A 25,987-nucleotide genomic window follows, 5' to 3' on the forward strand; every position below is an offset into this window, starting at 1 on the left:
CAACTAGCCTTGTGAACGCATAATTTCATTACGTTCTAGCACTTTTTTCTTCCATTGTTCTGCACGACGAGTACGGTCAGCCACTTGACCAACCAATTGACCACAAGCTGCGTCAATATCATCCCCACGTGTCTGACGAATCGTACACACAAAACCAGCATCAGACAAAGTTTTTTGGAAAGAAATGATGCGATTTCGGCTCGAACGCCCGTATGGTGCATGTGGGAATGGATTAAATGGAATCAAGTTAATTTTACTTGGTAAATTTTTTAACAACTTAATCATCTGCTGTGCATGTTCAGGATGATCGTTGACCCCGTCTAACATGACATATTCAATCGTGACATGCTTACGTGCACTTTCATTACCATCTTTAGTGATGTAACGCTGACACGCTGCAATGAGTTGCTCTAAGGGATATTTTTTATTAATTGGTACTAATTCGTTACGTAAATCATCATTGGTTGCATGCAATGAAATTGCAAGCGCAACATCGATGTCTTGAGCCAATTGATCTATCTTCGGCACAACCCCTGACGTTGACAATGTGACACGGCGTTTAGACATTCCATAGGCGAAATCATCAAGCATGATACGCATTGAATTAAGCACAGCGTCATAGTTCAATAATGGTTCGCCCATACCCATCATTACCACGTTGGTCACAGAGCGCTCACGCTCAGCAACTGGCACATCTTCCATATAGGAATAGTTCGCCATCCACAACTGACCAATAATTTCAGCCTGTGTTAAATCGCGTTGGAAACCTTGTTTTCCTGTTGAACAGAACGAACAGTCCAAAGCACAACCGACTTGTGATGAAATACATAAGGTTTTACGCGAACCCGTTTTATCCTCAGCAGGAATCAGTACTGTTTCAACCAAAGAACCCGCACCATCACCTACACGGAATACCCACTTACGTGTTCCATCTTTAGAATAGTTTTTATGCACGACTTCTGGTGCTTTAATTTCACAAATCTTTTCAAGTTTTTCACGTAATTTCCCTGAAATATTAGTCATTTCAGCAAAATCAGTAACGAAGAACTGATGAATCCATTTCATCACCTGACCCGCACGGAACTTTTTCTCCCCCATATCCTCAAAGAATTTTTCCATTTGCGGACGTGACAGGCCAAGTAAATTCACTTTCTGTACAGTATCAGCCTGCTGTACTTGAACAGTAGTGGGCTGTTGTTCATCTAAATTGACGGATGAAGCGACAACTTCAGAATTCATGAGTATTACCTAAACCATAATGTGGGATAAAAGAACATGCTCAATTTTCAAGCAATAAAATCTTTCAGAAATAAAAAAACCAGATAAGCAGTATAGCACTTATCTGGTTTGAATACTGCGAATTAACGAGTACGTGGAGCGATCTCAGTTTGAGCGAAGAAGTAGTTAACTTCACGATCAGCAGATGCTACAGAGTCAGAACCGTGAGCAGCGTTTTCATCGATGCTTACAGCGAAGTCAGCACGGATTGTACCTGGAGCAGCTTCTTTAGGGTTAGTAGCGCCAAGGATGTCACGGTGAGCAAGAACTGCGTTTTCACCTTCAAGAACTGATACAACAACTGGACCAGAAGTCATGAACGCAACGAGGTCAGCAAAGAAACCACGTTCTTTGTGCTCAGCATAGAAGCCTTCAGCTTCAGCTTGAGTTAAATGTTTCATTTTAGTCGCAACGATTTTAAGACCAGCTTTTTCGAAACGAGCAAAAATGTCACCGATGTGGTTTTTAGCAACTGCATCTGGTTTAACGATAGATAAAGTACGTTCAATAGCCATGATTGGCTCCTTTAGTCAAATTGACATGAAAATTTTGGCGCATTATACCGAATAATGCGCGATTATCTGCTTTTCGCGTGTAAAAAAATGGTTTTTTTCGATCGATGAATTATCGAGCTTCGTCAATCCAAGCCATTTGAATTGCTTCTAACAATCCTTCTGTTGATTTGTTTGGATCATCTTCGAACTCTGGAAGCGCACAAACCCATGCATGAAGATCAGTAAAACGGATCCATTGTGGATCTACATCTGGATGGGCTTCATACAGTTCAATTGCGATATCAAGGGTGTCTGTCCAACGTAAACCCATACTTATTCCTAAATCATCTTTGGTAAATTCATGGCTTAATTTTAGCAAAAAGCAAATCAAGACGTACAATTATATTGCTTTTGTACGCCTTACCATGCAATCAACTTACCCTCACAATATGATATTCAATACTGGAGCAGCCAAGATAATACCACTCGCAACCGTCGCCCCAATTAAGGCACCAACTAAAACATCAGTTGGGTAATGCAATCCCAATACCATGCGCGACAATGCAACCAAAATGGTAAATGGCATCATCATAATCAGCAAGACAGGCTCTACATAACCCAATACGATTGTTGCCATTACTGCATGCAATGTATGACCAGAAGGAAAACTAAAATGATCTAGTGGTCTTTCTCCAATATGAATAACTTGGTGAACTTGGTATGGTCGTGGACGTACTGTTTTAGTTTTTAAAATTTTATAAATCAGCGTACCTAACGAAGCAGCAACAACAATATATAAAATTTGAATAGTGTATTGCGGTCCTTGCAGTAGCCACACCAACGCCACCATCATGTACCAAAAAACTCCATCTCCGAGCCGACTAATAATTTTAAATATGAGTGCAATACTTTGTGTATGCGATAGATTATTGAAATAGAGACATCCTCTTAGATCAAGATCGAGTATTTTTATTTTGGTATTTTTAAAATTCATTTCACTCTACTCCTATCGTTCAGGCCGTGAGCGTTTTCTGCTGCACGACACGATAAAATGCATGTTCGAGTTGTTGAACTGGATGTTGCCATCCGACTTGTTGTACTTTTTTCATTGCTTGCATCCCCATTGCATGCAAGCGTTTGTTTTGGGGCAGATTAACAATATATTGAACCAAGGTTGCAGGCTCACCCAATGGCGCTAACCATGCTGTTTCTGCATCTAAATATTGCTTAGCACAAGCATAATCATAAGCAACCACAGGCAACGCACTCGCCATCGCTTCAAGCACTACATTGCCAAAAGTCTCTACTTGACTGGCAAAAACAAATACATCTGCGCTTGCAAATGATTCAGCAAGATTTGTACCACTTAAGCTTCCAGTAAAGATGATATCGGTATGCTTGCTTTGACGAACCAAACGCGAATAATCAGGCCCATCCCCCACGATGACCAACTTAAATCTGCGCGTTGTTTGTGTTTTAAGTTTTAAATAGGCATCAATTAACACCTGAATCTCTTTTTCAGGTGAAACACGACCAACATAAAGCAGCACAGTTGTATTCTCACAAGCATCCCATTGTCGTCTGAGTTGTACACTTCGAAAAGTAGGTGAAAACTTTTCAACATCCACCCCAGTTTTAATCACTTCAACTTGACATGTAACACCAAAATTACGTATCGCATCAGCCGAGTCCTGACTTGGCACACAGGTCAATTGCGTATTGTTATGAAACCATTTGAGATAGTGCTGAATCGGCTTGACCATAAAAGCAAGATCATAAAACCGACTAAAGTCATGAAAAGCAGAATGAAAACCACTACTCACAGGAATCTTTTTGTTTTTTGAGAGCTGAAGTACCGCTAAACCTAATGGTCCTTCCGTCACGATATGCACCAAATCTGGTTGAAATTCATCAAAAGCTTTAGCCACTTTGCCATACTGTGGCCAGCCAAATTGCATATGGGCATATTTCGGAATGGTTTGACCATTCACCAAACACTCACGGTTCGGAGAAAATTCCGAACATATTTGTTTTTGTGAAGGTCGTACCAATAGAATTTTGTGACCAAGCTTCTGTAGACCTTTGCAAATCTGTAGTAAAGACAATGAAACACCATTCAGCTCTGGTGGCCATGTCTCCGTAACGACAGCTATTTTTAATCTAGATCGCCCCAATTGCTCAAGCACCGATACATCCCGTTCGGAGTTTTGATTTTTAAATTTTAGCCTCTGGTGATCATATTGCGTTGTCGATCTAGGCAATACAGTGTCCATGATTCCCATCATCACACCTCTTTTGTATTTTTTTCATACTTTTACTTTAGAGATGGATCATTTCATTATGATGATGATTTCATTAAATACTTGTCATAATTAGAATAGATGACTGATTCACCGACCACCCTCAAACACGCGACAAGAATCTACAAATTCAAGATAACTTAGTGAAATAAAGTACGATGCACAGCAAAAAATAACGCTTGCTCAAAATCAATAACAGGTTTCAACCATCCTGTTGCAGCAACTGCAAGATGCGCTTTCTCACCCATTATTTTTAAATCGGGTTGATTCAATGTTGCTGTCATTGCTCGTTCGAACATATCTAGATCACCAAGAGGGATCAGCCATCCCGTTTCATTGTGCACAACATGCAGTTTGGCACATGCATAATCATAAGCCACCACAGGCAAGCCACTTGCCAATGCTTCAAGGGCGACATTTCCAAAGGTTTCAACTTGACTTGGAAAGATAAACACATCTGCACTGGCATATGCACATGCCAAATCATCACCAGTCAAACTTCCCATAAAAATAATATCAGGGCGATGATTCGCAAGAGCTTCAAGCCTTACTCGATCTGGTCCATCTCCGACAATAACCAATTTAGTATGATGCTCAACCTCACCTTGCATTTTCAAAAAAGTCCGAATAATCAGGTCTACTTCCTTTTCAGGTGACAACCGACCAACAGAAATCAGTACTCGTGTATGCTCATTTGCGTCCCATTGATCTCTGAGCAACTCCGATCTTTTATTCGGATTAAACAATTGGGTATCAACACCTCTCCCCACCACCCTTAACTCACCACTTACTCCCATTTGTTTTAAAGCATGCTGTGTATCTAAACTTGGCACACAAGTCACGTCTGTCTTATTGTGAAACCATGTTAAATACTTTGAGATAGGTTTAACGAAAAAAGGAAACTCAAAGTATCGACTAAACTCTTGAAAAGCAGAGTGAAAACCACTTGAAACAGGAATATTCTGAGATTTAGCCACCATTAGACTCGCAAATCCCAATGGTCCCTCTGTCACAATATGCACAACATCTGGCTGAAATACCTCAACTGCTTTTGAGATTTTAGAAAACTGTGGCCAACCAAACTGTAAGGTGGGATATTTCGGAATCGCCTGAGCATGCACCCAACACTCTGCATCAGGTTTAAACCGTTTACATTTCACTTTGGGTTGAGGACGTATCAACAAAATTTGATGACCTCGCTTCTGCAAACCCAGACATAAATTCATCAGCGAGTTTGCAACACCATTAATCTCTGGTGGCCATGTTTCTGTCACAATTGCAATTTTAAGTCGGGGACGAACTAAGGCTTGTAAAACAGTGATTTCTTCAGCATAGGTGTTGTGCTGCTGTTTTAAATAGAATTTAAAGCTATCCGGAAAATCTTGTTGTTTTAACAGGCTGCTCGTACTGGTGTGTTCCATCATGCACCTAGCCAATTCTGTCTATTTTTTGCTAGCATAATCCCCTTATATGACAGTTTCATGTCCCCCCAACTTAATCAGTTAAAGGGTGTAACAGCCCATTTTTGACTTTAAAGCGCTGAAGTCCAAAGCTTACTTGTTGTTGCACCACATCAATTCATGGCTCACCGACTAATTTTTCAAGCTGGGCTGCACGTTGGAATTGACCTGTTTTGGGTTGATACATCCAATAAATATACTGCTGTTGTGCGGTATCCTCAGCAAGCGTGGCATGTTTTAAGGCCAAGTCAAAATAACCATCAAATTTAAATCAATGTACTGCATTTGACTGGCATCGGCATTAAAACCGACTAAGGTTTGTTTTAACTTTTGCGTACTACGCTCTAACACATCTACACGTTGAATTGCCGTATCGCCATAAAATTTAAAGTTAAAGGTCGGACGGTTTTCTATATAAATTAATGGCTGAAAAGAATGGTTTTTTGCCAACCATCAATCGACAATTGACTGCTCATATTGCCCACTGTGGAATTAAGCAGACCTTTGAGCTGTAAACTTTTTTCTAAATCTTCCGTTTTTAAGTCAAGCGTATTGCCTTTTTGTAAGCCTTTAAGCTGATAATCATGATTTAACACTTGGTCATGCAAACGTGCGCTTGGATTCCAAATGCCTGATCTTAGCTCTAAAAATAACGTCCATCTTCTGACAGCACGGCACGATGCACAGGCACATAGATGCTTTTTAATTCTGTATTAATATCATTGCCAGATGCCATTGAGGTTAAAAATAAAACAGGTAAAGCCACTACAAGCGATTGTATAAACAAATGTTTTTTCATGATTTAACCTTAAAATATTAGATTGGGAGAAAGCTAATTTAGCATATGATTTACCAAAAAAATTCTAAAATAGTATTTTTAGGATTTTTCAACCTTTCTTTTTAACAAATAATTTTTTGCATTTTTAAAATTATGTATCAATATACCTAGAATACCCATAATAATAGTTAAGATACCTAATATTTTTTCTGTCTCTGTAGTATTCTTCTTTGTTACACGGACTTTTAGATTATAAAAACCATCCTTATTTGGTTTTTCTACTGCACCATCTTTAGTTATTACATGTGGTTTATTGTTTATAACTTCCAAATTAACAACCTTGTTATCTTTATCTAATTGCAGGAAATTAAATTTATCTTCTTTACCTAAACCTAGATACATGCAAGCTCCTAAAACAATATATGCACACATCGCAAGAGTAGGAAAATGACTATAATATTTATAAAAATTATTCTTATAATTTTTTACTTCCGGGAGTTTAATAACACTTATATCACCCAACCCTTTGATTCTTGATTTAATTTTAATAAGAGAAAAAATTTCATTTTTATTCTTTAATAAATTTTCATCATCAATAGAGATCAAAGCATCAAATTTAAATCCTTCAGATTTTTTCCACAAACCTGTCTTTATAATCAATTCATTATTAGCTATTTTTCCATCCACTAACATTTCATGATTATTACGTTCTACTTGAAATAATAGCCATTTGGCATCTTTAGGTAAGACAATAGTGACAGCTTTCTCTACTTCTTTAGAATCTATATCAACGTTACCAACATTTATTAAATAAGCACTTATTAGTCTTAAATTACTAGAAACTTCATGATTTTTATATGTAATACTAATATCTGAGGAAATTTTACCAATATTAGCTATTACTGTTACATCTTCAGAAATTAATTGTATTTTAGGACGAAATAGAGCTTTCCATCCCAAAAATAAACCAAATAAACTAGCAACACCGAATATAATCGTTAAAATTAATCCCCAATCCATAAATCCTCCTATATTTCAAAAATTTTTAGTATTAAATATATTATAAATTACAAAAGTAAGATTTTTTTAGTTACATAAGTTAATTTATTTTTTATTTAACTTATATAAAAAACCCACTCAAATTGAGTGGGTTTTCGCATTCAAATCAATTGATTCGAGAACTTAGTTCTTTTCTTTATCAACGATTTTGTTTGCTTGAATCCAAGGCATCATCGCACGCAATTTAGCACCAGTGACTTCGATACCGTGAGCAGCGTTTTGACGACGACGAGCAGTCATAGATGGGTAGTTCAACGCACCTTCTTGGATGAACATCTTCGCATATTCACCAGATTGAATACGTTTAAGCGCATTACGCATCGCTTCACGAGACTGTTCGTTGATTACTTCGACACCAGTAACATATTCACCGTACTCAGCATTGTTAGATACAGAGTAGTTCATGTCCGCGATACCGCCTTCGAACATTAAGTCAACGATCAATTTAAGTTCGTGTAGACATTCGAAGTAAGCCATTTCTGGCGCATAACCAGCTTCAACAAGAGTTTCGAAGCCCATTTTAACAAGTTCAACAGCACCACCACAAAGAACTGCTTGCTCACCGAAAAGGTCAGTTTCAGTTTCTTCACGGAATGAAGTTTCGATAATACCTGTACGACCGCCACCAACACCTGAAGCGTAAGAAAGCGCAAGGTTACGTGCATTACCAGAAGCATCTTGGTGAATCGCGATAAGATCAGGAACACCTGAACCACGTTGGTATTCAGAACGTACAGTGTGACCAGGTGCTTTTGGAGCAACCATGATTACGTCCAAGTCAGCACGTGGAACAACTTGGTTATAAAGAACAGAGAAACCATGAGCAAATGCAAGAGTAGCACCTTGCTTGATGTTTGGCTCAATTACATCACGGTAAAGTTGAGCTTGGAATTCATCTGGAGTCAAGATCATTACTACGTCAGCTTGAGCTACAGCAGCAGGAACTTCAGCAACTTTAAGACCAGAATTTTCAGCTTTTTTCCAAGAAGCAGAACCAGCACGTAAACCAACAGTTACGTCAACGCCAGAATCTTTAAGGTTAAGCGCGTGAGCGTGACCTTGTGAACCGTAACCAATGATTGCTACTTTCTTAGATTGGATGATAGATAAGTCGCAGTCTTTATCATAAAAAATTTGCATTGCTGTCTCCGCTAAAATGCTTTGGCTTCCGTTTGATTAGCGAATGTTAATGTGGTTCGCCAACCCCCTCCTCTCGGAGGAGGGAAGAATTTGTTAATAAAAAAATTAGATTGTTAAAACTTTTTCGCCACGTGCGATACCAGACACACCTGAACGTACAACTTCAAGAATGGTATTCTCTGCCAAAGCATCAATAAAACCATCAATTTTCTCAGTTGTACCCGCGATTTGAATCGTGTAAGTCGTTGGTGTTACATCCACGATTTGTCCGCGGAAGATATCTGCTGTGCGTTTAATTTCAGCACGCGCAGAACCCAAAGCTTTTACTTTGATTAACATCAATTCACGTTCAATGTGTGAACCTTCAGAAAGGTCAACCACTTTAACCACTTCAACAAGTTTGTTGAGTTGTTTTGTGATTTGCTCAATCTTGTGATCATCACCATAAGTCGTCAATGTCAAACGAGACATTGTTGGGTCTTCTGTTGGCGCAACGTTCAAAGTTTCAATGTTATAACCACGTTGTGAGAACAAACCCACTAAACGTGAAAGCGCGCCAGATTCGTTCTCAATGAGAACAGAGATGATATGTCTCATGCTGTGCGCTCCCCTTTAGATAACCACATATCTGTCATAGATTGACCCGCGATTAACATCGGATAAACATGCTCAGTACGGTCAACCATCACGTTGATGAATACACATTTATCATTAATCGCCATTGCTTCTGCAAGCTTCGATTCAAGCTCATCCGCATGATCAATTTGAATACCTACATGTCCGTAAGCTTCCATCAACTTCGCAAAGTCAGGCAATGACTCAACATATGAACTTGAGTGACGACCTTCATAATTCATATCTTGCCATTGTTTCACCATACCTAAAGCACGGTTGTTTAAGCACAAGATTTTAACATTTAGGCCATATTGCTTACATGTTGAGAGCTCTTGGATACACATCTGAATGGATGCTTCACCTGTAATACAAACAACTTGTTGGTCAGGGAATGCAAGCTTAGCCGCCATCGCATATGGAAGACCAACACCCATCGTGCCTAAGCCACCTGAGTTAATCCATTGACGTGGACGTGTGTATTTGTAATACAACGCACCAAACATCTGATGTTGACCAACGTCAGAAGTGATGATTGCTTGGCTGTTCGTTACTTTATCTAAAGCTTGAACAACTTGTTGAGGTTTCATCGTACCGTCAGTTGGTTTTTCATATTTCAAACCATGAACCTGACGCCACTCATTGATTTGTTTCCACCAATCCGCAATAGCTTCAGGGTTCGGCTTAGAAATATTCAGCTGTTTTAATTGCGCTAACATTTCTTGAAGAACTGGCTCTACCGCACCCACGATTGGGATATGCGCCATGATTGTTTTTGAAATCGTCGCAGGATCGATATCAATGTGAATCACTTTCGCATTTGGACAGAATTTTGCAGGATTATTGGTTACACGGTCATCGAAACGCGCACCAACACATAGAATCACATCAGCGTGACCCATGGTCATGTTCGCTTCATATGTCCCATGCATACCCAACATACCAATAAATTGAGGATCATTACCAGGGAATGCACCTAGCCCCATCAATGTATTGGTTACTGGATAACCCAATAGATGTGCTAATTCAGTCAATAAATGCGATGCATTGCCTTGAACAACACCACCGCCTGTATAAATAATAGGACGTTTAGCATTGATCAATTCATCAATAGCTTTGCGGATCTGACCAGTATGACCACGATGTGGCGGCTGGTAAGAGCGCATTTTTACTTTTTCAGGATATTCGTATGCAAATTTTTCAGCAGGGTTTGTTGCATCTTTTGGAATATCAACAACCACAGGACCTGGACGACCTGATGACGCGATATAGAAAGCTTTTTTAATAACCGCTGGAATTTCACTCGCATGACGCACTTGGAAACTGTGTTTCACGATTGGACGAGAAATACCCACCATATCCGTTTCTTGGAATGCATCTTCACCAATCAAATGGCTTGCAACCTGACCAGACAAAATCACCATTGGGATTGAGTCCATGTAAGCTGTCGCGATTGGTGTCACAGTGTTAGTCGCACCTGGACCCGAGGTCACCAGTACAACACCTGTCTTACCTGTTACGCGCGAGTATGCATCTGCCATATGACCAGCAGCTTGCTCATGACGCACGAGGTAATGATTAATTTTGTCTTGTTTGAATAGCGCGTCGTAAATGTGTAAAACTGCGCCGCCTGGATATCCAAAAACATGTTCAACGCCTTCGTCCGCCAATGCGCGAACAAGCATTTCACCACCAGATAAAAGTTCCAACGTATTCACCCTAATCTTATTTCCACGACGTTTATGGGAGACATAAGTCGTGTTTCATTCATTCGTTTGTATGCACTGTTATAGCACACATATTTCATCGTTTTTGCTGCAATAATAAAATTTTTCGATCGCAACCGTTTGAGTTGCGACTGCATATTCAACATGTTGGGATAAACATATTTCTGCTATTTCATTGTCTCGGCTTAGAGACAACGTTATTGCAAGCTATGATATTTATTCGAAGGGTGATCGAACAAAACATATAAAACTAGAGCAGCATTTTTAGTTTTTTCACGACCAAAGTCAAGGTTTGCCGAAACCTTTTTATTGTTTATTTACCAACCGATTATTTTTCAAACGATAACTTTTGGTTGGGTGATTTATAAAAAAAATTTCAAACACTTATTTTTAATATTTATATAAAACAATTTATACGCAAAATGATTTTTTTGATTAAAATAAAACCAATTAATCTTCATCAGTATCCAGCAAAATGCTGCGATATAAACATGTAAAAGAACTCATTCCCCTCTTATTTCTTTATAGGTGAAGTCATGAATTCACTAGCATCATCTTTAAAACTTTCTTGTTTAGCATCCACGGTCGTTTTCGTTTCTATTTGTTCATCTATGGTGCAGGCAAAAGAATATTACAAATGGGTCGATCAAAATGGCTCAACCCACTACACCACTACCCCGCCACCAAAATCAGCAAAAAAGAAAGGGAAAGTTGAAACATATGGTTGGAAAGCACCAACAACATCTGTCAATACAAATACAAACCCGAGCGAAGCTCCTCAAACCTCACAGACTCAAACGATACCAACGCAACAGCAAACAAACGGTACTTCAAATACTGAGTCACAAAACACAAATGCTGCTCCATTAAGCGAAACTCAAGTTTCAAATGAGTGAATTTGTCTTTTTGATCTTAATTTAAGTTTTGCATCCATTTTCAGTCTGTAAAATTCACTTTTAGGTGCGTTTTGCGCTATGCTGTGCGCTAAATTTTTTTAACCGTTCTCTTGTATTACGTATATGACTACTCACATTGACTCTGAATACCAAGCCAGTGCGATTGAGCCCCAAGTTCAACAGGACTGGGAATCTCGCAAAGCCTTTAAAGTTGCCGACACTGTAGAAGGTCCACGTCGATATATCCTCTCGATGTTCCCTTACCCAAGTGGCAAACTGCATATGGGTCATGTACGTAACTACACGATTGGTGACGTGATCAGCCGCTTCCACCGTCTCAAAGGTGAAACTGTATTACAACCTATGGGTTGGGATGCGTTTGGTTTACCTGCTGAAAATGCTGCGATTGCACACCAAGTTGCACCTGCAAAATGGACCTTTGAAAATATCGATTACATGCGTAATCAGCTTAAAAAATTAGGTCTTGCGGTGGATTGGGATCGTGAATTTGCAACGTGTACACCAGAATATTATCGCTGGGAACAATGGTTATTCGTTCAGCTTTATAAAAAAGGCTTAATCTACCGTAAGCTTTCAACGGTAAATTGGGATCCTGTAGACCAAACTGTTTTGGCAAACGAACAAGTTGAAAATGGTCGTGGTTGGCGTTCAGGTGCATTGGTTGAAAAACGTGATATTCCAATGTACTACTTCCGCATCACAGATTATGCGCAAGAATTATTAGACGATTTAGACACACTCAAAGACGGTTGGCCACAACAGGTCTTGACCATGCAGCGTAACTGGATTGGTCGCTCACAGGGTATGGAAATTACCTTCCCTTCAGCAAACACTGAAGTTTATGCAGATGGCTTAACTGTATTTACTACACGTGCTGATACTTTAATGGGTGTGACTTATGTTGCAGTTGCAGCAGAACACCCGATGGCGCTTAAAGCTGCTGAAACTAACCCTGAATTGGCTGCATTTATTGAAGAATGCCGTATGGGTTCAGTTGCAGAAGCTGACCTTGCCACTGCTGAGAAAAAAGGCATGGCAACAGGTTTGTCAGTTAAACACCCTGTAACAGGCGAAGAAGTTCCTGTTTGGATCGCTAACTATGTCTTGATGTCTTACGGTTCAGGCGCGGTGATGGCAGTTCCATCACACGATGAACGTGACTTCGAGTTTGCCAACAAATACGGCTTAACCATTAAGCAAGTCATTGATGCGAAAGGCACAGATGATGCGGACTTTAATGCAACTGAATGGCAAGAATGGTACGGCTCAAAAGAAGGTAAATTGGTCAATTCAGGTGAATTTGACGGTTTAGACTTCCAAGGTGCATTTGATGCATTCTTGGCAAAACTTGAACCACAAGGTCTTGCGAATGTAAAAGTTCAATTCCGTTTACGTGACTGGGGTGTTTCTCGTCAGCGTTATTGGGGTTGTCCTATTCCAATGATTAACTGTCCAACCTGTGGTCAAGTGCCAGTACCTGAAGACCAACTTCCTGTTGTACTTCCAACTGACGTGGTTCCAGATGGTTCAGGTAACCCTCTCAACAAGATGCCTGAGTTCTATGAAACGAAATGTCCAAGCTGTAACGGCGATGCACGTCGTGAAACAGATACACTTGATACATTTGTAGAATCATCTTGGTACTATGCGCGTTACGCATCGCCTGACTTTACTGGTGGTATGGTTAAACCTGAAGCGGGACAAACTTGGCTTCCTGTAAACCAATACATCGGTGGTGTTGAACACGCGATTCTGCATTTGTTATATGCACGTTTCTTCCACAAATTGATGCGTGATGAAGGTGTAGTACAAGGTAACGAACCATTCACCAACTTGTTAACGCAAGGTATGGTACTTGCTGATACCTATTACCGCGAATCTGAATCAGGTAAAAAAACGTGGTTCAACCCTGCTGACATCGAACTTGAGCGTGATGAAAAAGGTCGTATCACATCTGCAAAATACAAAGGTGATGGTCAAGACGTTATCGTTGGCGGTCAAGAAAAAATGTCGAAATCGAAAAATAACGGTATCGACCCACAATCTATTATTGACCAATACGGCGCAGATACTGCACGTGTATTTATGATGTTCGCTGCACCACCTGATCAATCACTTGAATGGTCAGATGCAGGTGTGGAAGGTGCAAACCGCTTCTTAAAACGTGTATGGCGCTTGGCAACTGGTTTCCTTGAACAAGGTAACAATGCATCAAATATCGACAAAGCAAATCTTTCAACTGCTGCACAAGATTTACGTCGTAAAACACATGAAACAATCCAAAAAGTGGGTGATGACATCGAACGTCGTCACGCATTTAACACTGCAATTGCAGCCATGATGGAACTTCTAAATGCGAACAATAAGTTTGAAGCAAAAGATGATAACGATGTTGCTGTTGCACGTGAATCTATTACAACGCTTTTAACTTTACTTGCTCCATTTGCACCGCATTTAAGTGAAACGTTATTGGCGCAGTTTGGTATCGAGTTAAATGCAACATTATTCCCTCAAGTGGATGAATCTGCATTAACACGTAATACACAAACCATTGTGGTTCAAGTGAACGGTAAGCTTCGTGGCAAACTTGAAGTGTCTGTCGATGCATCGAAAGATGACATTCTGGCGCAAGCAAAAGCATTGCCTGAAGTACAACAATTCTTAACAGGTCCAACCAAGAAAGAAATCGTTGTTCCGAATAAATTAGTGAATTTGGTGGTTTAAGAACCTTAAAGCCTCCCTGAGTAAGATATAAAGCACAGCTTTAGATCAAAGCGCAAGAAAGGGAGCTTTGGAGGGATTTAATTTCCATTGCGAAGCATTGCTTCTCACCTCTTTTAAAAAGAGGGGAATATAAGGATTTCACAATTCCCAAACAAAGCCCGTTGCCAGTCAACGGGCTTTGCACATACAATCAGAATATTCAAAATTTATCCTGAGTCTCAGGAAATACACAGAGGATCTACAATGCATTTGAGCAAACGTTTAGCTATTGCTGTTCTAACTTTAGGCTTAAGCGCAACTATGGTCGGCTGTGGATTTCATCTAAAAGGGACCAATCCAACTTCAACGCCACTGGCTTATACAAAGCTTGAATTAGCACTCCCTGCCAATACTTCTGATTTAGAGCGTAAACTCAGTGTTTATCTCACTGCTGCAGGTGTGCAACTAAGTAACTCTAACGATGCATATGTATTGCGTATCATTGACTATAAACCAATTCGCCATGAGCTCAACGGCAAACTCATTGAAGTTCTACTCAGACTTTCTGTGACTTTCCAAATCGAAGATCGTCAAGGTAACTTGGTGACAAAACCTCGAACTTTAACTGCGACACGTACATATCAATATAACGTTGCAACCGTGAACACAGATGATCAACAAAATAAATATCTCAGTGAAATCTTAATTGACGATGTCGCTCAACAGATCTCTCGTCAAATTGCTGCAAACCGTCTGCCAAAAGCAGAAGCAAATGTACTGTTACCTGTGCAACAAACTTTTGAACCTACTGCCTCTGAAAATCCGTAACTCAGAATGAAGTTAGATTATCTACAAGCATTAAAACGTGTAAACGAAGCACGTGGTGCATGGGTATTACATGGTCAAGAACCTTTACTTGAGCAAAATCTTTTAGATGCTTTCCGTCAAAGTTGGATCATCAATCACGTGGAAAGAGAACGCTATGACATCCAAAGCGTTGCTGATTGGAAAAATGTATTTAATGCACTCAACAGCCTTTCTCTTTTTTCACAAAATCTCGCAGTAGAGGTCCATGGCAACATTAAGCCAGATGCCAATGCGTTAAAGTTACTCAAGCATTATATCCAGCATAATGAACACAACTTGTTGTTGATCATTATGCCTAAGCAAGATAGCAGTAGCTTAAAGTCGGCGTTTTTTCAAACGATTGAAGCCAATGGCGTCTTGGTTCCTCTTACAGCAACTTATGCGCAAGATCGTCAGCGTATACTCAGCATAGAAGCTGATAAAATTGGGATTCAACTGAGCCAAGATGCATGGCAATGGCTCGAAGTCCACCACGAACATAATTTATTGGCTGCTAAAAACAGCTTAATGCGTCTGGCAGACACGTTCCCCGATGTACAGCATCTTGAAATGCAACATTTGCTCGAATGCTTACAAGATCAATCACGCTATACCACTTTTGACTTAAGCGATGCATTAATTTCAGGCAACCTAAGCCAAGCGATCAAAATATACCAATATTTAGTCGAAGCTGGCGAACCACATAGTTTGGTCTTATGGACGGTAAGCAAAGAAATGCGCTTACTGATGCAACTTTTTGAGCAACCACAAAATGCATTACAACTCGGCATCTGGAAAACCAAAGTCAGTCTTTATCAACAAGCCTTGCGACGCCTTAATCCCAAGCAATTTCTCACATGGCCACAGTTGCTATTAAGAATCGATGCTGCCATCAAAGGCAAAAATATCGAAAATCCAGAACATCTCATGCAACAAGCCATTGCTGAATTATGTGGAAAAACCTTGTTTGCTTAGTTAACGAGCAAGGTCTATTTATAACTATAAAAATGATTATTGATTTTATTTAAGAAAAATACACTTTTTATCCTTATTTCATCATTATAATTCTCTCAATTTCCGTCATTTTTCAATATCGCCATGCAAAAAATAAAACCAACGAAATTGATTATCATCGCGATCATTACGATTGCAGCTATCGCTTTAGCTTGGTATTTTTTTAAACCTAAAGATGAGCAACCTCAGTTGATTACCGCTGAAGTGACACGTGGTGATATTGAAAACTCTGTCCTTGCAACAGGTGTATTAGAAGCGACCAAAATGGTTAGCGTTGGTGCACAGGTTTCAGGTCAGGTGAAAAAAATGTATGTACAACTGGGCGATCAAGTTAAACAAGGTCAACTGATTGCTCAAATCGATTCCGTTCGTCAGGAAAATGATCTAAAAACAGCTGAAGCCAGTATTAAAAATCAGTTGGCTCAATTGGCAGTCAAACAAGCAAATCTGACTAAAGTTGAGGCGGAATATAATCGCCAAAAAGCCATGTATGCCCAAGATGCAACTTCTCGTGCCGAATATGAGTCCGCATTAGCAAGTTATAAAACTGCTCAAGCCGATATCGTCGCGATGAATGCTCAAATCGAGCAATCTCGTTTATCACTGGCGACGACCAAAGAAGATTTAGGCTATACCCGTATCGTTGCTCCGATGGATGGCACAATTGTGGCAATTGTGACTGAAGAAGGTCAAACAGTGAACGCGAATCAAAGCGCGCCAACCATCGTGAAATTAGCAAAACTTGACACCATGACGGTTAAGGCTGAAATTTCTGAAGCAGATGTTATGCGTGTTGAGGAAGGTCAAACTGTTTATTTCACTACTTTAGGTAATAGCGAGAAAAAGCATTACGCAACACTGCGTCAAGTTGAACCTGCACCTAACTCCATCAATACAGAAACCAACAACTCAAATTCATCTTCATCAAGCACAGCTGTGTATTACAACGCTCTATTCGATGTTCCTAATGAAGATGGAAAATTGCGTATTGATATGACTGCTCAAGTTTATATCGTGTTAGATGAAGTAAAGAATGCACTGACTATTCCATCTTCTGCTGTTCAAAGCTCTAATCGTCCTGCTCGCCAGCGTGGTGCAAATGCGGGTTCAAATGCCCAAGAACGTAATGAACAAGCTCGTGGTGAAGGGCGTGCCGAACGTTCATCAGCTGATCGTCCTAAGCGTTTAGAATTAACCGCTGAGGAAAAGGCATTAGTCGATCAAGGTAAAGCTTCCATGGCTATGGTACGCGTACTTCAAGCAGATGGCACAGCCAAACCGACCCCTGTTCTTATCGGTCTAAATAACCGTGCAACAGCACAAGTTTTACGCGGTTTAAAATTAGGCGATAAAGTTGTAATTGCGGATGGCTCTGATTCATCAAATGACTCAGCTAAACGTGGCGCACGTGGTGGCGCTGGTCCAATGAGAATGTAATTATGAGTCAGACGAGAACACCTCTACTCGAGGTCAAAAACCTGACCCGTGAATTCCCTGCTGGTGAATCTACTGTGCAAATTCTAAAAGGGGTAAATCTTGAGATTTATCCTGGAGAATTGGTTGCCATTGTAGGTCAGTCAGGCTCAGGAAAATCAACACTGATGAACATCTTAGGATGTTTAGATAAACCGACCAATGGTAGCTACAAGGTTAAGGGCCGCGAAACACGTGAGCTAGAACCTGATGAACTTGCTCAATTACGCCGTGAATATTTCGGATTCATCTTCCAGCGCTACCATTTACTTGGTGACTTAAATGCAGCTGGTAATGTCGAAGTCCCTGCGATCTATGCCGGCGCTGAGGCTTCTGAACGCCATGATCGTGCGGTTCAACTTTTGTCCGATTTAGGTCTAGGTGAAAAAACCCAAAACCGCCCAAGTCAACTTTCAGGTGGTCAGCAACAGCGTGTTTCGATTGCTCGCGCGTTGATGAATGGCGGTGATGTTATTCTCGCCGATGAGCCTACTGGGGCATTAGATAAAAACAGCGGTATTGAAGTGATGCGTATTTTACGCGAGCTGAATGCCAAAGGTCATACCATCATTCTCGTTACTCATGATCACAATGTTGCCAAAAATGCGACTCGTATTATTGAGATTTCAGACGGTAATATTATTTCTGATGAACCCAATGTTCCTGAGATTGATGATGGCTTTGAACGTGAAGAATTGATTCGTGCTGAGCAAAAGAAAACATCGTCTTGGCGTTCAGCTTTAGACCGTTTAGGTGAAGCTTTCCGCATGGCGCTTCTGGCCATGAATGCTCATCGAATGCGTACTTTTTTGACCATGCTCGGAATCATTATCGGGATCGCATCTGTCGTTTCGGTTGTCGCACTTGGTAATGGATCACAAAAACAAATTTTAGAAAATATTAGTAGTTTGGGCACCAATACCATTACGGTCTACCAAGGACGTGGTTTTGGTGATAACTCCCGATCTTCTCAGGCCAAGACCTTAATCCCTGCTGATGCTGATGCATTAGCGGAACAGCCTTACGTAGATGGTGTAAGTCCTTCAGTCAATAGTTCTGTCACGGGAAGATATAAAGATGTAGAGGCATCCACGACAGTCAATGGCGTGAGTGAAGACTTTTTCTATGTGCGTGGTTTAACGTTTAAATCAGGTCAACCATTTGACAAACATAGTGTTACTGAACAAGCCCAAGATGTTGTGATTGATACCAATACCCAAAAGACATTCTTTAGCGATGGTACGGATCCTATTGGTCAAGTAATTCTATTGGGCAGTGTACCTAGTCGTATTATTGGTATCGTAGATGCTCAACAAGGTGCAATGGGTAATTCAGATAGTCTTAATGTCTATCTCCCTTACTCAACCGTCATGAGTCGAATGCTTGGACAGTCGAATGTGAGAAGCATCATCGTTCGTGTAAAAGATGAATATTCAAGCACTGCTGCTGAAAATGCAATCTTGAATTTACTCGTTCAACGCCACGGGGCGCAAGACGTGTTCACTCAAAATGCGGACAGTATTCGTGAAACCATCCAGCAAACTACCGCTACAATGACTTTACTCATTTCTGCGATTGCTGTGATTTCTTTAGTCGTTGGTGGTATCGGTGTCATGAACATTATGTTGGTGTCTGTCACTGAACGAACGCAAGAAATTGGTGTGCGAATGGCCGTGGGTGCTCGACAAAGCGATATTTTGCAACAATTCCTGATTGAAGCTGTATTAGTGTGTATTTTAGGCGGTATCCTTGGGGTGTTATTATCACTGGGAATTGGTCAGCTGATTACACACTTTGCTGGTGGCACGTTCCAAATGGCGTATTCAACCACATCAATAATAGCTGCATTCGTTTGTTCAAGTTTAATCGGGATCGTATTCGGTTTTATCCCAGCACGAAATGCTGCTCGTTTAAATCCTGTCGATGCACTGTCAAGAGAATAATAAGGTATAACTATGCGTAATCAACTTCATAAACTGTTCATGACCTTAGCATTAACAGGCTCTTTAGTCGGCTGTGCGGCTGTAGTGAAAACGCCTTATCAAGCTCCTGCAGCCGATATTCCACAGGGCTTTCAAAACAGCCAACAACACAGCCAAAATATCCACCAACAGGCTTTTCATGATCAATGGTGGACATTATTTGGTGATGCACAGCTCAACCAATTGGTTGAACAAGTGATTGCCCGTAATACTGATTTAGCTGTTGCTGGGATTAATTTGCAACAAGCACGCCTTCAAGCCAAGCAATCTGAAAGTCAGCAAGGTGTGCGTATTGGCAATGCAGGTGCATCGGTCGGTCATCGTTTTAGTTTAGATGGTGATGGTGATTCTTCAAATGGTATTTCACTGAACTATCCTGGCTTAAGCTATGAGCTGGATTTATTCGGTAAATTGGCCAATCAAACTGAAGCATCTCGATGGGAAGCGCTTGCGACTGAGCAAGATTTACAAGCCACTGCACAAAGCCTGATTGCAACAACTGCACAATTGTATTGGCAATTGGGATATCTTAATGAACGCCTATCTGTGGCTCAACAAAATTTGGCGAGTACGCAGAAAACTTATGAATTAGTGCAAACACAGTATCGAGCTGGGGCGGTATCAGGTCTTGATTTAACGTCAGCTGAACAAGCTGTTCAAAGTCAAAAAGCTACGTTAAGCCAGATCGAACAGCAAAAAGTTGAAACTCGAACTGCTCTTGCGGTATTGCTCAATCAACCTGTGCAACAGTTGAATATCTCGGAGCCACAGCGCTTACCACTTTCTGCCCTACCGCAAATTCAATCGGGCTTACCAGCGGAGCTTTTATCGCGCCGTCCTGATTTGCAAGCAGCTGAGTTACGTTTACGCAAAGCACTTGCCAACAAAGATGCGAATAAAGCAAGTTATTACCCTTCGATTAATTTAACAGGTAGTATAACTACTGGAGGCTCAAGCACTTCGCTGAGTAATGTGCTGTCTAATCCTGCTGCAATATTGGGTGCGGGTCTTACACTACCCTTCTTGCAATGGAATGATATGAAACGTGATTTACGTGTGAACGAATTGGATTATGAAAAGTCAATTATTCAATACCGTCAGACCTTATACAAAGCTTTTGCCGATGTTGAAAATGCGTTATCCGCACGCAATGAAATAGACAAACAAGTCGCTTTACAAGAACGTAATGTTCAACTCGCTGAGAAAACGGAACAACTCACGCAAGTACGTTATAAAAATGGTGCAATTGCACTGAAGAATTTGATTGATGCACAACGTACCACACGTGAAGCACGTTTAAGTTTGGTTCAAGCCAAACAAACTCAGTACAATGCTTATGTGACGTTATTGCAAGCTTTAGGTGGTAGTCCGATTCAGCAATTGCCTTGAATAAAAAAAGCCCGTAAGGGCTTTTTTTAACTGATCTATTTTTCAATTTAACTTTCAGAAAATATACTAAAAGCGCAGTAAATTGCACTCCATAATATTACAAAACCGAACTTTCTCTATTTTTATACTTTTATTATGATATCCAATATAATTTCTTTAATTTGCTGAATAATAAGATGATCAAACAAAATTTAGTTGCTCTTTTATGTACTACAATTGCTCTGACTGCTTGTGCAAAGACTAAGACTGAATCAGCAGTTTCAGAGCCAAAATCAAAACATTCTGTAAGTTCTAAACAAGACCCAATTTTACAAAAGAGAATTGATCAGCTAGTTGAAAAAACAAAAAAGAATATGATTTTTGTGGAGGGTGGTACCTTTATGATGGGTGACTTCGGTCCACTCACACGTAAAGATAAACTCCCTATTGTTGGACTTTATGCTGCAATGCCTGCACATAAAGTGACTCTCGATAGTTTTAGTTTAAATGCCTATAAAACCACATTCGATGATTTTGATACTTATACCGACAGTTTAGGGCTACCTCGTATAAGTATGCAAGAAATCGCAAAAATAGCTCGTCAACCAATGGCGCCAGCAGGTATCAGTTGGCAACAGGCATCTGATTACTGTCAATGGTTAGGGAAACAAGTCGGCATTGCTATGAATTTACCCACTGAAGCCCAATGGGAGTATGCTGCCCGAAACAAAGGACAATTTGTCATATATCCTACAGATAATGGAAAGTATGAAACGGGGCGTAATGTCTGGAGTGATCAACAAAGGCGTGAATATAGCCAATCCATACCTGATGCTGATGGTATTAAGGTGGCAAAACTAGGTAAGTTTCCACCAACACCTTTGGGTTTTTATGATATGGCAACCGATAATTATGAATGGATGTCTGATTGGTTTGATCCACAGTATTATAAAAACTCACCTGAGCTTAATCCACAGGGACCAAATTCGGGTACATTAAAATCCGTAAGGAGTACACATCAAGAAGGAGCAGCGCAAAGTTTAGCAATACACGGAAGCGTAACTACTATTTACAGAAGTGGAATGGAACCTAACCCACAGTTTGATAAAAATGATTTAGATGGTATCAAATATTTAAATCCAAATAGCTCTACTTCTGTACGCTGTGCTTCCAACTCACCAAGACCTTTTCCTAAGCCATAAAATTTAAATCTATCAACATTGGATGGCTTTAAGCCATCCATGTTTTATTTTCGTCTTGGTTTATATACATCTCTGCATCTAACTCTTCTATTGGTCTTGGTGATTGTACTAAAAAACTCTCTGCCTTCTCTAAACCTTCTGCTATTTGTATCTGTCTAAATTCTGGTGAGTCAAAACGAGTAATTATATAATCTTTTGGATATTCCAATATACGTTTTCCTCGCATTTTAATATATTCATCAATATATATATTTCCTGATTTATAGTCTTTAGGGAAGTCATGATCTCTATTTATTCGAGATATAATTTCTTTAAGATCAGCTAGAGGCAGCATTCCTCCAGATTTAGCACCCAAATTTAAAAACTCTAACAATTCTTTTTCATTTTCTGTGATGGTTTTATTACTTTTCTGTCCATCACTACTCATATGTTGCAATGTGTTCGTCCAATGACTGACTTGAGTAACGCTCTGGAACAAATTAATAACAGCTTTTTTATGTTCTGGAAGTTGATGTTCTTTATCAGTATAAATTAACTTCCAGCCTTCACTCTCAGATGGGTCTAACATTCTTGTTTTCCATCCATGTCGCGTAATATGGTATAAAAAACAGCCACGACTTTCAGGGCTTAAATATTTGAGCCATTGGGGTTTCCCATTAATTTTTCGGCACATCGCAATACGCTTTTCAGCTTGAGCTAAACTTGCTTTAAAAATATTAAACCGCTGATTTATATTACCTGAAATTGATTGCAAATTTTCAAATGGCAGCATCATGCTAATCTTATGTAATAGAATAAAATCATCATGAAGCATATAAGTGAGTTTTTTAAAGGTGACATAAGTAAGTTGGTAGGCGATGAATTTAACCAACATATATATTTTATTTACATCAACTACAAACTCTAATGCTCCTTTTCCTCCTGCTCCAAAACAAAGAGCTAAACTCGCTTTAAAACGGAATGCTCCATTTGCATAATACAAACTGAATTCACCAGCAGCCCCCACACCTGCACTCAAACCTAATGTCGGGGATATTTTTGCGAGATCTGTAAAATCTTTCGGATTCTCAGGATCTAACCATTGTATACCACCAAAGGGAGAGATATTCGCTTGCAAACCGGCAAAAGCATTAATTCCCGCATTAAATTTATTCTCTTGAGGAACGTCCTCATCTATTCCAGCTTTATTTATATCTAAAACTGCTCGCTTCGAAGTGTTATATGCATTAGTCAGCGAAGCTTTAGGGGATTGCTTAACACTGGTAAGAAATTGTTTAGTACCATCATTACTCACAGTTACTGCGAAAGCAGAAGATGCTGCAAAAACAGCACCTGAAAAACCATATATTTCTGCACCGCAAATAAAACGAATAGCCCCCATTTCTACACCATCAGCAGCTAAAATACAGCCTTTTAAACTGGGGTAAGCCCATAGCCATTTTTTCTTACCTTCCAACAAAACCATTTTTGCTTGAGCATAAGCTGAACCACTTGCATGAAAACCTTTAGTTCCCCATTTTACTGTCCCATCATACCCTGTACTGGCGATCAATCTTAACCATTGAGCTTGAACATCTACCATTGAAGAATTACTAGTTTTATAGCTCTCTACTAATTCGGTTGCAGTAATTCCAAAAGCTTCTGATAACGTTGAATTTGGAATAAAAGTGACAGATTTTTCGCCCTTTACCTTTTTAAGTTCTGTACTTATATCAGTAATAGTTTTTTGAAAATTTTCTTTAAATTTTATTTTATCAAAAGCTTCATAATTTCCAGGACTAGCTCCAGTCGTAACTTCATTATTTCCTGCTCTCCAAGGAACTGGATAGCTTAATTTATATTCAAATTTATTTAACCTTTTATTCTTATTTTTAATATGTTGGCTTTCGTTAGTATATTTTCTAATTGCATTTAATTTCTGAGTTCCATCTTGGGCTGTAAACATTTCAAAAGCTAAAACTTCTTTAATATCAGACTGCTTTTTGAAATGTTTATTCATTTCTTTAATGGCTTCATCTTGAGCAATTCCCATTTCTTTTTCTGCTTGACGAATTTGCTCGGGGGTTTTAGCCTCTAATGCCATCAACGTATTAACTTTTTCACGTGTTTCATGCATATTATTGATTTTTTTCGTTAAACCTCCTGATATTTCTAAAAACTCCTTAAAATCATCAGGGCTTAATACGTAAATTTCCTTAGTAACAGGGTCAACAATAATCGGAATATTTTGTTTTCCCGCAAGATAAGTCGTGTTTTTGATATCTGGTGCAGTAATTGCTGGTGCTGCTTTTACATATTGAATTTTTAAGACATCTTGATGAGCATAGAAAGGATATAGAACTTCTGTATATACATTAACACTTCCTAATTCTCCCCCATAAAATCTTAAAATTACTGGGAAATCGATATCAATTAAATCAGTCAGCCCATCTCTAATTGTTCGCAGACCTTTGAGAGGTTTCCCTTTAACTTTTACTATATCTTTTTCATTTTTACTACTTTGTTTAGCTGTTGGATACAAAACATCATAATTCAAGCGAGTATTAAAAATTTTCTTATCAGCTTTAAGTAATTGTACAAGTAAATATGGTTTGACAAAAAGCTGTTGAACTTTATTTATAACTTTACTTTCGGGCAAAAATACTAACGGTCTATTGGATGAACTCTCCGTATTTTTTCCAACCTGTCCAAAATCAAGTGGTTTAGGTTTAAAATCATCTAGTGATGTAGCTAAACCCAACATTATTTTCGATGCATTAGCAAAATAATATAACTTTGGTACTAGGTATCCCCCCTTCCCCTTATTCATTTTAGGATTATAAACTTCTAACTTAATAACAGGATTCCCTGATATTGATATAAATTTTGTTTTGCCTTCTTTATCTGTGGTATCAGTAATTAAAACTTTTCCATTAAAAGAAATTTTGTACTTCGTATTAGTTAAAGGTTTTTTTGTGTTGTTTCCTTGGAAAATCTGAAGCTGGTAATTGGTTTGGTTACTCATTCTCAACTCTCTTTATGGTTTATTTTATAACCACTATGATCTTCATCTTCAATATAAACTTGGACTTTTTCAGGCCCTGCCGTTTCAATTTTTACAGTCTCTCCGTCGGAATTAGTTTTCCCTTTTTTCAGACTGCCATCCGACATAAATATCAAATAATTTTTATTCGCTAACGGTTTGCCATCAAAATCAGTAACTTGGTAAGTCAAATAGCAAGGTGAAGAGTTTAACTTTAAAGGAGGCACATCTACCTTCTCACCGCCAATAAACTTATGCTGCCCCGCCTTCGCTTCAAACTTCCCGCCAGTGGTTGGTAATATCCCAGAACTATTTAGTTTCACTTGAGAGCCGCCTGCAGTTAGATTAATTTCATTCGGACTGGTGATATAAATCGTATCTTCCGTCGAAATAATCTGCACCCCCTTTCTGGCAATCAGATCCGCGCCATCCCCTTGAGCTTGAATCTCAATCTTCCCTTTCCCTGCATACAGTCGTGCTCCTTCTTGAGCGGCAAATAAGCTGATCTTTTTGCTGGCATGGCTAAGTATGCTGTCTTGGGTACTGGTGTTGATGCTTCCTTGTGCAATTTGGTTGATCTGTCCATCTGCACTGAGGTGGATGTCTTCGTTA

Annotated in this window: 24 protein-coding genes; 8 read left to right on the forward strand and 16 right to left on the reverse strand. The window is 39.5% G+C overall.

Translation table 11 applies throughout. From position 1 onward, the window contains the following. Window positions 1–3 precede the first annotated feature (3 nt). The 14 genes from rlmN to AC1M9K_RS10865 form a co-directional block, all read right to left on the reverse strand. Window positions 4–1,239: a dual-specificity RNA methyltransferase RlmN gene (gene rlmN / locus AC1M9K_RS10800; RefSeq protein ID WP_481589258.1), complete on the reverse strand. Its 1,236-nt coding sequence runs from the start codon at window positions 1,237–1,239 to the stop codon at window positions 4–6. A gap of 122 nt (window positions 1,240–1,361) precedes the next feature. Next, window positions 1,362–1,793: a nucleoside-diphosphate kinase gene (ndk, locus tag AC1M9K_RS10805; protein ID WP_035265623.1), complete on the reverse strand. Its 432-nt coding sequence runs from the start codon at window positions 1,791–1,793 to the stop codon at window positions 1,362–1,364. 109 nt (window positions 1,794–1,902) lie between these two features. Beyond that, complete coding sequence (gene iscX, locus AC1M9K_RS10810; protein WP_035265625.1) at window positions 1,903–2,103, reverse strand: Fe-S cluster assembly protein IscX; 201 nt, start codon at window positions 2,101–2,103, stop codon at window positions 1,903–1,905. Between the two features lie 111 nt (window positions 2,104–2,214). Then, window positions 2,215–2,766: a phosphatase PAP2 family protein gene (locus AC1M9K_RS10815; protein ID WP_481589259.1), complete on the reverse strand. Its 552-nt coding sequence runs from the start codon at window positions 2,764–2,766 to the stop codon at window positions 2,215–2,217. A gap of 19 nt (window positions 2,767–2,785) precedes the next feature. Further along, complete coding sequence (locus AC1M9K_RS10820) at window positions 2,786–4,057, reverse strand: glycosyltransferase family 4 protein (RefSeq protein ID WP_481589260.1); 1,272 nt, start codon at window positions 4,055–4,057, stop codon at window positions 2,786–2,788. A 155-nt stretch (window positions 4,058–4,212) separates the two neighbouring features. Continuing rightward, window positions 4,213–5,493, reverse strand: coding sequence for a glycosyltransferase family 4 protein (locus tag AC1M9K_RS10825; RefSeq protein WP_481589276.1), 1,281 nt, complete (start codon window positions 5,491–5,493; stop codon window positions 4,213–4,215). Window positions 5,494–5,650: 157 nt separating this feature from the next. Then, entirely contained in the window at window positions 5,651–5,779 is a 129-nt protein-coding gene (locus AC1M9K_RS10830; protein WP_481589261.1) for a hypothetical protein, read from the reverse strand. Beyond that, a complete protein-coding gene (locus AC1M9K_RS10835; protein WP_481589262.1) occupies window positions 5,770–5,982 on the reverse strand; it encodes a hypothetical protein in 213 nt (70 codons plus the stop codon). Before AC1M9K_RS10835 ends, AC1M9K_RS10830 begins: the two co-directional genes overlap by 10 nt. Continuing rightward, window positions 5,952–6,140 (reverse strand): hypothetical protein, encoded by a 189-nt coding sequence (locus tag AC1M9K_RS10840; protein WP_481589263.1) that lies wholly within the window; start codon window positions 6,138–6,140, stop codon window positions 5,952–5,954. Before AC1M9K_RS10840 ends, AC1M9K_RS10835 begins: the two co-directional genes overlap by 31 nt. A 35-nt stretch (window positions 6,141–6,175) precedes the next feature. Next, window positions 6,176–6,331, reverse strand: coding sequence for a hypothetical protein (locus AC1M9K_RS10845; protein WP_481589264.1), 156 nt, complete (start codon window positions 6,329–6,331; stop codon window positions 6,176–6,178). Between the two features lie 78 nt (window positions 6,332–6,409). Continuing rightward, window positions 6,410–7,330, reverse strand: a complete 921-nt coding sequence (locus tag AC1M9K_RS10850) for a hypothetical protein (RefSeq protein ID WP_481589265.1) — start codon at window positions 7,328–7,330, stop codon at window positions 6,410–6,412. 162 nt (window positions 7,331–7,492) lie between these two features. Further along, window positions 7,493–8,509, reverse strand: coding sequence for a ketol-acid reductoisomerase (gene ilvC, locus AC1M9K_RS10855; RefSeq protein ID WP_035265630.1), 1,017 nt, complete (start codon window positions 8,507–8,509; stop codon window positions 7,493–7,495). A 105-nt stretch (window positions 8,510–8,614) separates the two neighbouring features. Beyond that, on the reverse strand, window positions 8,615–9,106 hold the full coding sequence (gene ilvN, locus AC1M9K_RS10860; RefSeq protein WP_035265631.1) for an acetolactate synthase small subunit: 492 nt from the start codon (window positions 9,104–9,106) through the stop codon (window positions 8,615–8,617). After that, window positions 9,103–10,830 carry an acetolactate synthase 3 large subunit gene (locus AC1M9K_RS10865; protein WP_035265632.1) on the reverse strand — a complete coding sequence of 576 codons (1,728 nt, stop codon included), beginning with the start codon at window positions 10,828–10,830 and terminating at the stop codon, window positions 9,103–9,105. The genes ilvN and AC1M9K_RS10865 overlap by 4 nt, the downstream gene beginning before the upstream one ends. 554 nt (window positions 10,831–11,384) lie before the next feature. Here AC1M9K_RS10865 and AC1M9K_RS10870 point away from each other — a divergent pair. From AC1M9K_RS10870 to AC1M9K_RS10905, 8 genes are all read left to right on the forward strand, one after another. Next, the gene (locus AC1M9K_RS10870) at window positions 11,385–11,744 is read left to right on the forward strand and encodes a DUF4124 domain-containing protein (protein WP_481589266.1); all 360 of its coding nucleotides are present in this window, start codon (window positions 11,385–11,387) and stop codon (window positions 11,742–11,744) included. A gap of 123 nt (window positions 11,745–11,867) precedes the next feature. After that, window positions 11,868–14,489, forward strand: a complete 2,622-nt coding sequence (gene leuS / locus AC1M9K_RS10875) for a leucine--tRNA ligase (RefSeq protein ID WP_481589267.1) — start codon at window positions 11,868–11,870, stop codon at window positions 14,487–14,489. Window positions 14,490–14,732: 243 nt separating this feature from the next. Beyond that, window positions 14,733–15,296: an LPS-assembly lipoprotein LptE gene (locus AC1M9K_RS10880; RefSeq protein ID WP_035270158.1), complete on the forward strand. Its 564-nt coding sequence runs from the start codon at window positions 14,733–14,735 to the stop codon at window positions 15,294–15,296. Between the two features lie 6 nt (window positions 15,297–15,302). Beyond that, on the forward strand, window positions 15,303–16,289 hold the full coding sequence (holA, locus tag AC1M9K_RS10885) for a DNA polymerase III subunit delta (protein ID WP_481589268.1): 987 nt from the start codon (window positions 15,303–15,305) through the stop codon (window positions 16,287–16,289). 123 nt (window positions 16,290–16,412) lie between these two features. After that, complete coding sequence (locus AC1M9K_RS10890; protein ID WP_481589269.1) at window positions 16,413–17,765, forward strand: MacA family efflux pump subunit; 1,353 nt, start codon at window positions 16,413–16,415, stop codon at window positions 17,763–17,765. Between the two features lie 2 nt (window positions 17,766–17,767). Beyond that, on the forward strand, window positions 17,768–19,744 hold the full coding sequence (locus tag AC1M9K_RS10895; protein WP_035270153.1) for a MacB family efflux pump subunit: 1,977 nt from the start codon (window positions 17,768–17,770) through the stop codon (window positions 19,742–19,744). Between the two features lie 12 nt (window positions 19,745–19,756). Then, window positions 19,757–21,172, forward strand: a complete 1,416-nt coding sequence (locus AC1M9K_RS10900) for an efflux transporter outer membrane subunit (RefSeq protein ID WP_481589270.1) — start codon at window positions 19,757–19,759, stop codon at window positions 21,170–21,172. Between the two features lie 176 nt (window positions 21,173–21,348). Further along, window positions 21,349–22,353: a formylglycine-generating enzyme family protein gene (locus AC1M9K_RS10905; RefSeq protein WP_481589277.1), complete on the forward strand. Its 1,005-nt coding sequence runs from the start codon at window positions 21,349–21,351 to the stop codon at window positions 22,351–22,353. A gap of 28 nt (window positions 22,354–22,381) precedes the next feature. On the opposite strand, the gene AC1M9K_RS10910 is transcribed toward AC1M9K_RS10905, so the two are convergent. Continuing rightward, a complete protein-coding gene (locus AC1M9K_RS10910) occupies window positions 22,382–25,357 on the reverse strand; it encodes a hypothetical protein (RefSeq protein WP_481589271.1) in 2,976 nt (991 codons plus the stop codon). A gap of 2 nt (window positions 25,358–25,359) precedes the next feature. Then, window positions 25,360–25,987 (reverse strand): DUF2345 domain-containing protein (locus AC1M9K_RS10915; protein WP_481589272.1); only part of this gene is annotated, 628 nt, incomplete at its 5' end.

Source organism: Acinetobacter sp. 24-47-67, assembly GCF_056779735.1.

Coding starts and splice junctions, on each gene's coding strand:
- AC1M9K_RS10910 (WP_481589271.1), bottom strand. CDS start 25,357: ATGAGTAACCAAACCAATTACCAGCTTCAGATTTTCCAAGGAAACAAC.
- AC1M9K_RS10815 (WP_481589259.1), bottom strand. CDS start 2,766: ATGAATTTTAAAAATACCAAAATAAAAATACTCGATCTTGATCTAAGA.
- rlmN (WP_481589258.1), bottom strand. CDS start 1,239: ATGAATTCTGAAGTTGTCGCTTCATCCGTCAATTTAGATGAACAACAG.
- AC1M9K_RS10870 (WP_481589266.1), top strand. CDS start 11,385: ATGAATTCACTAGCATCATCTTTAAAACTTTCTTGTTTAGCATCCACG.
- ilvN (WP_035265631.1), bottom strand. CDS start 9,106: ATGAGACATATCATCTCTGTTCTCATTGAGAACGAATCTGGCGCGCTT.
- AC1M9K_RS10890 (WP_481589269.1), top strand. CDS start 16,413: ATGCAAAAAATAAAACCAACGAAATTGATTATCATCGCGATCATTACG.
- ilvC (WP_035265630.1), bottom strand. CDS start 8,509: ATGCAAATTTTTTATGATAAAGACTGCGACTTATCTATCATCCAATCT.
- AC1M9K_RS10880 (WP_035270158.1), top strand. CDS start 14,733: ATGCATTTGAGCAAACGTTTAGCTATTGCTGTTCTAACTTTAGGCTTA.
- AC1M9K_RS10825 (WP_481589276.1), bottom strand. CDS start 5,493: ATGGAACACACCAGTACGAGCAGCCTGTTAAAACAACAAGATTTTCCG.
- AC1M9K_RS10895 (WP_035270153.1), top strand. CDS start 17,768: ATGAGTCAGACGAGAACACCTCTACTCGAGGTCAAAAACCTGACCCGT.
- ndk (WP_035265623.1), bottom strand. CDS start 1,793: ATGGCTATTGAACGTACTTTATCTATCGTTAAACCAGATGCAGTTGCT.
- leuS (WP_481589267.1), top strand. CDS start 11,868: ATGACTACTCACATTGACTCTGAATACCAAGCCAGTGCGATTGAGCCC.
- iscX (WP_035265625.1), bottom strand. CDS start 2,103: ATGGGTTTACGTTGGACAGACACCCTTGATATCGCAATTGAACTGTAT.
- holA (WP_481589268.1), top strand. CDS start 15,303: ATGAAGTTAGATTATCTACAAGCATTAAAACGTGTAAACGAAGCACGT.
- AC1M9K_RS10900 (WP_481589270.1), top strand. CDS start 19,757: ATGCGTAATCAACTTCATAAACTGTTCATGACCTTAGCATTAACAGGC.
- AC1M9K_RS10850 (WP_481589265.1), bottom strand. CDS start 7,330: ATGGATTGGGGATTAATTTTAACGATTATATTCGGTGTTGCTAGTTTA.
- AC1M9K_RS10905 (WP_481589277.1), top strand. CDS start 21,349: ATGATCAAACAAAATTTAGTTGCTCTTTTATGTACTACAATTGCTCTG.
- AC1M9K_RS10845 (WP_481589264.1), bottom strand. CDS start 6,331: ATGAAAAAACATTTGTTTATACAATCGCTTGTAGTGGCTTTACCTGTT.
- AC1M9K_RS10820 (WP_481589260.1), bottom strand. CDS start 4,057: ATGATGGGAATCATGGACACTGTATTGCCTAGATCGACAACGCAATAT.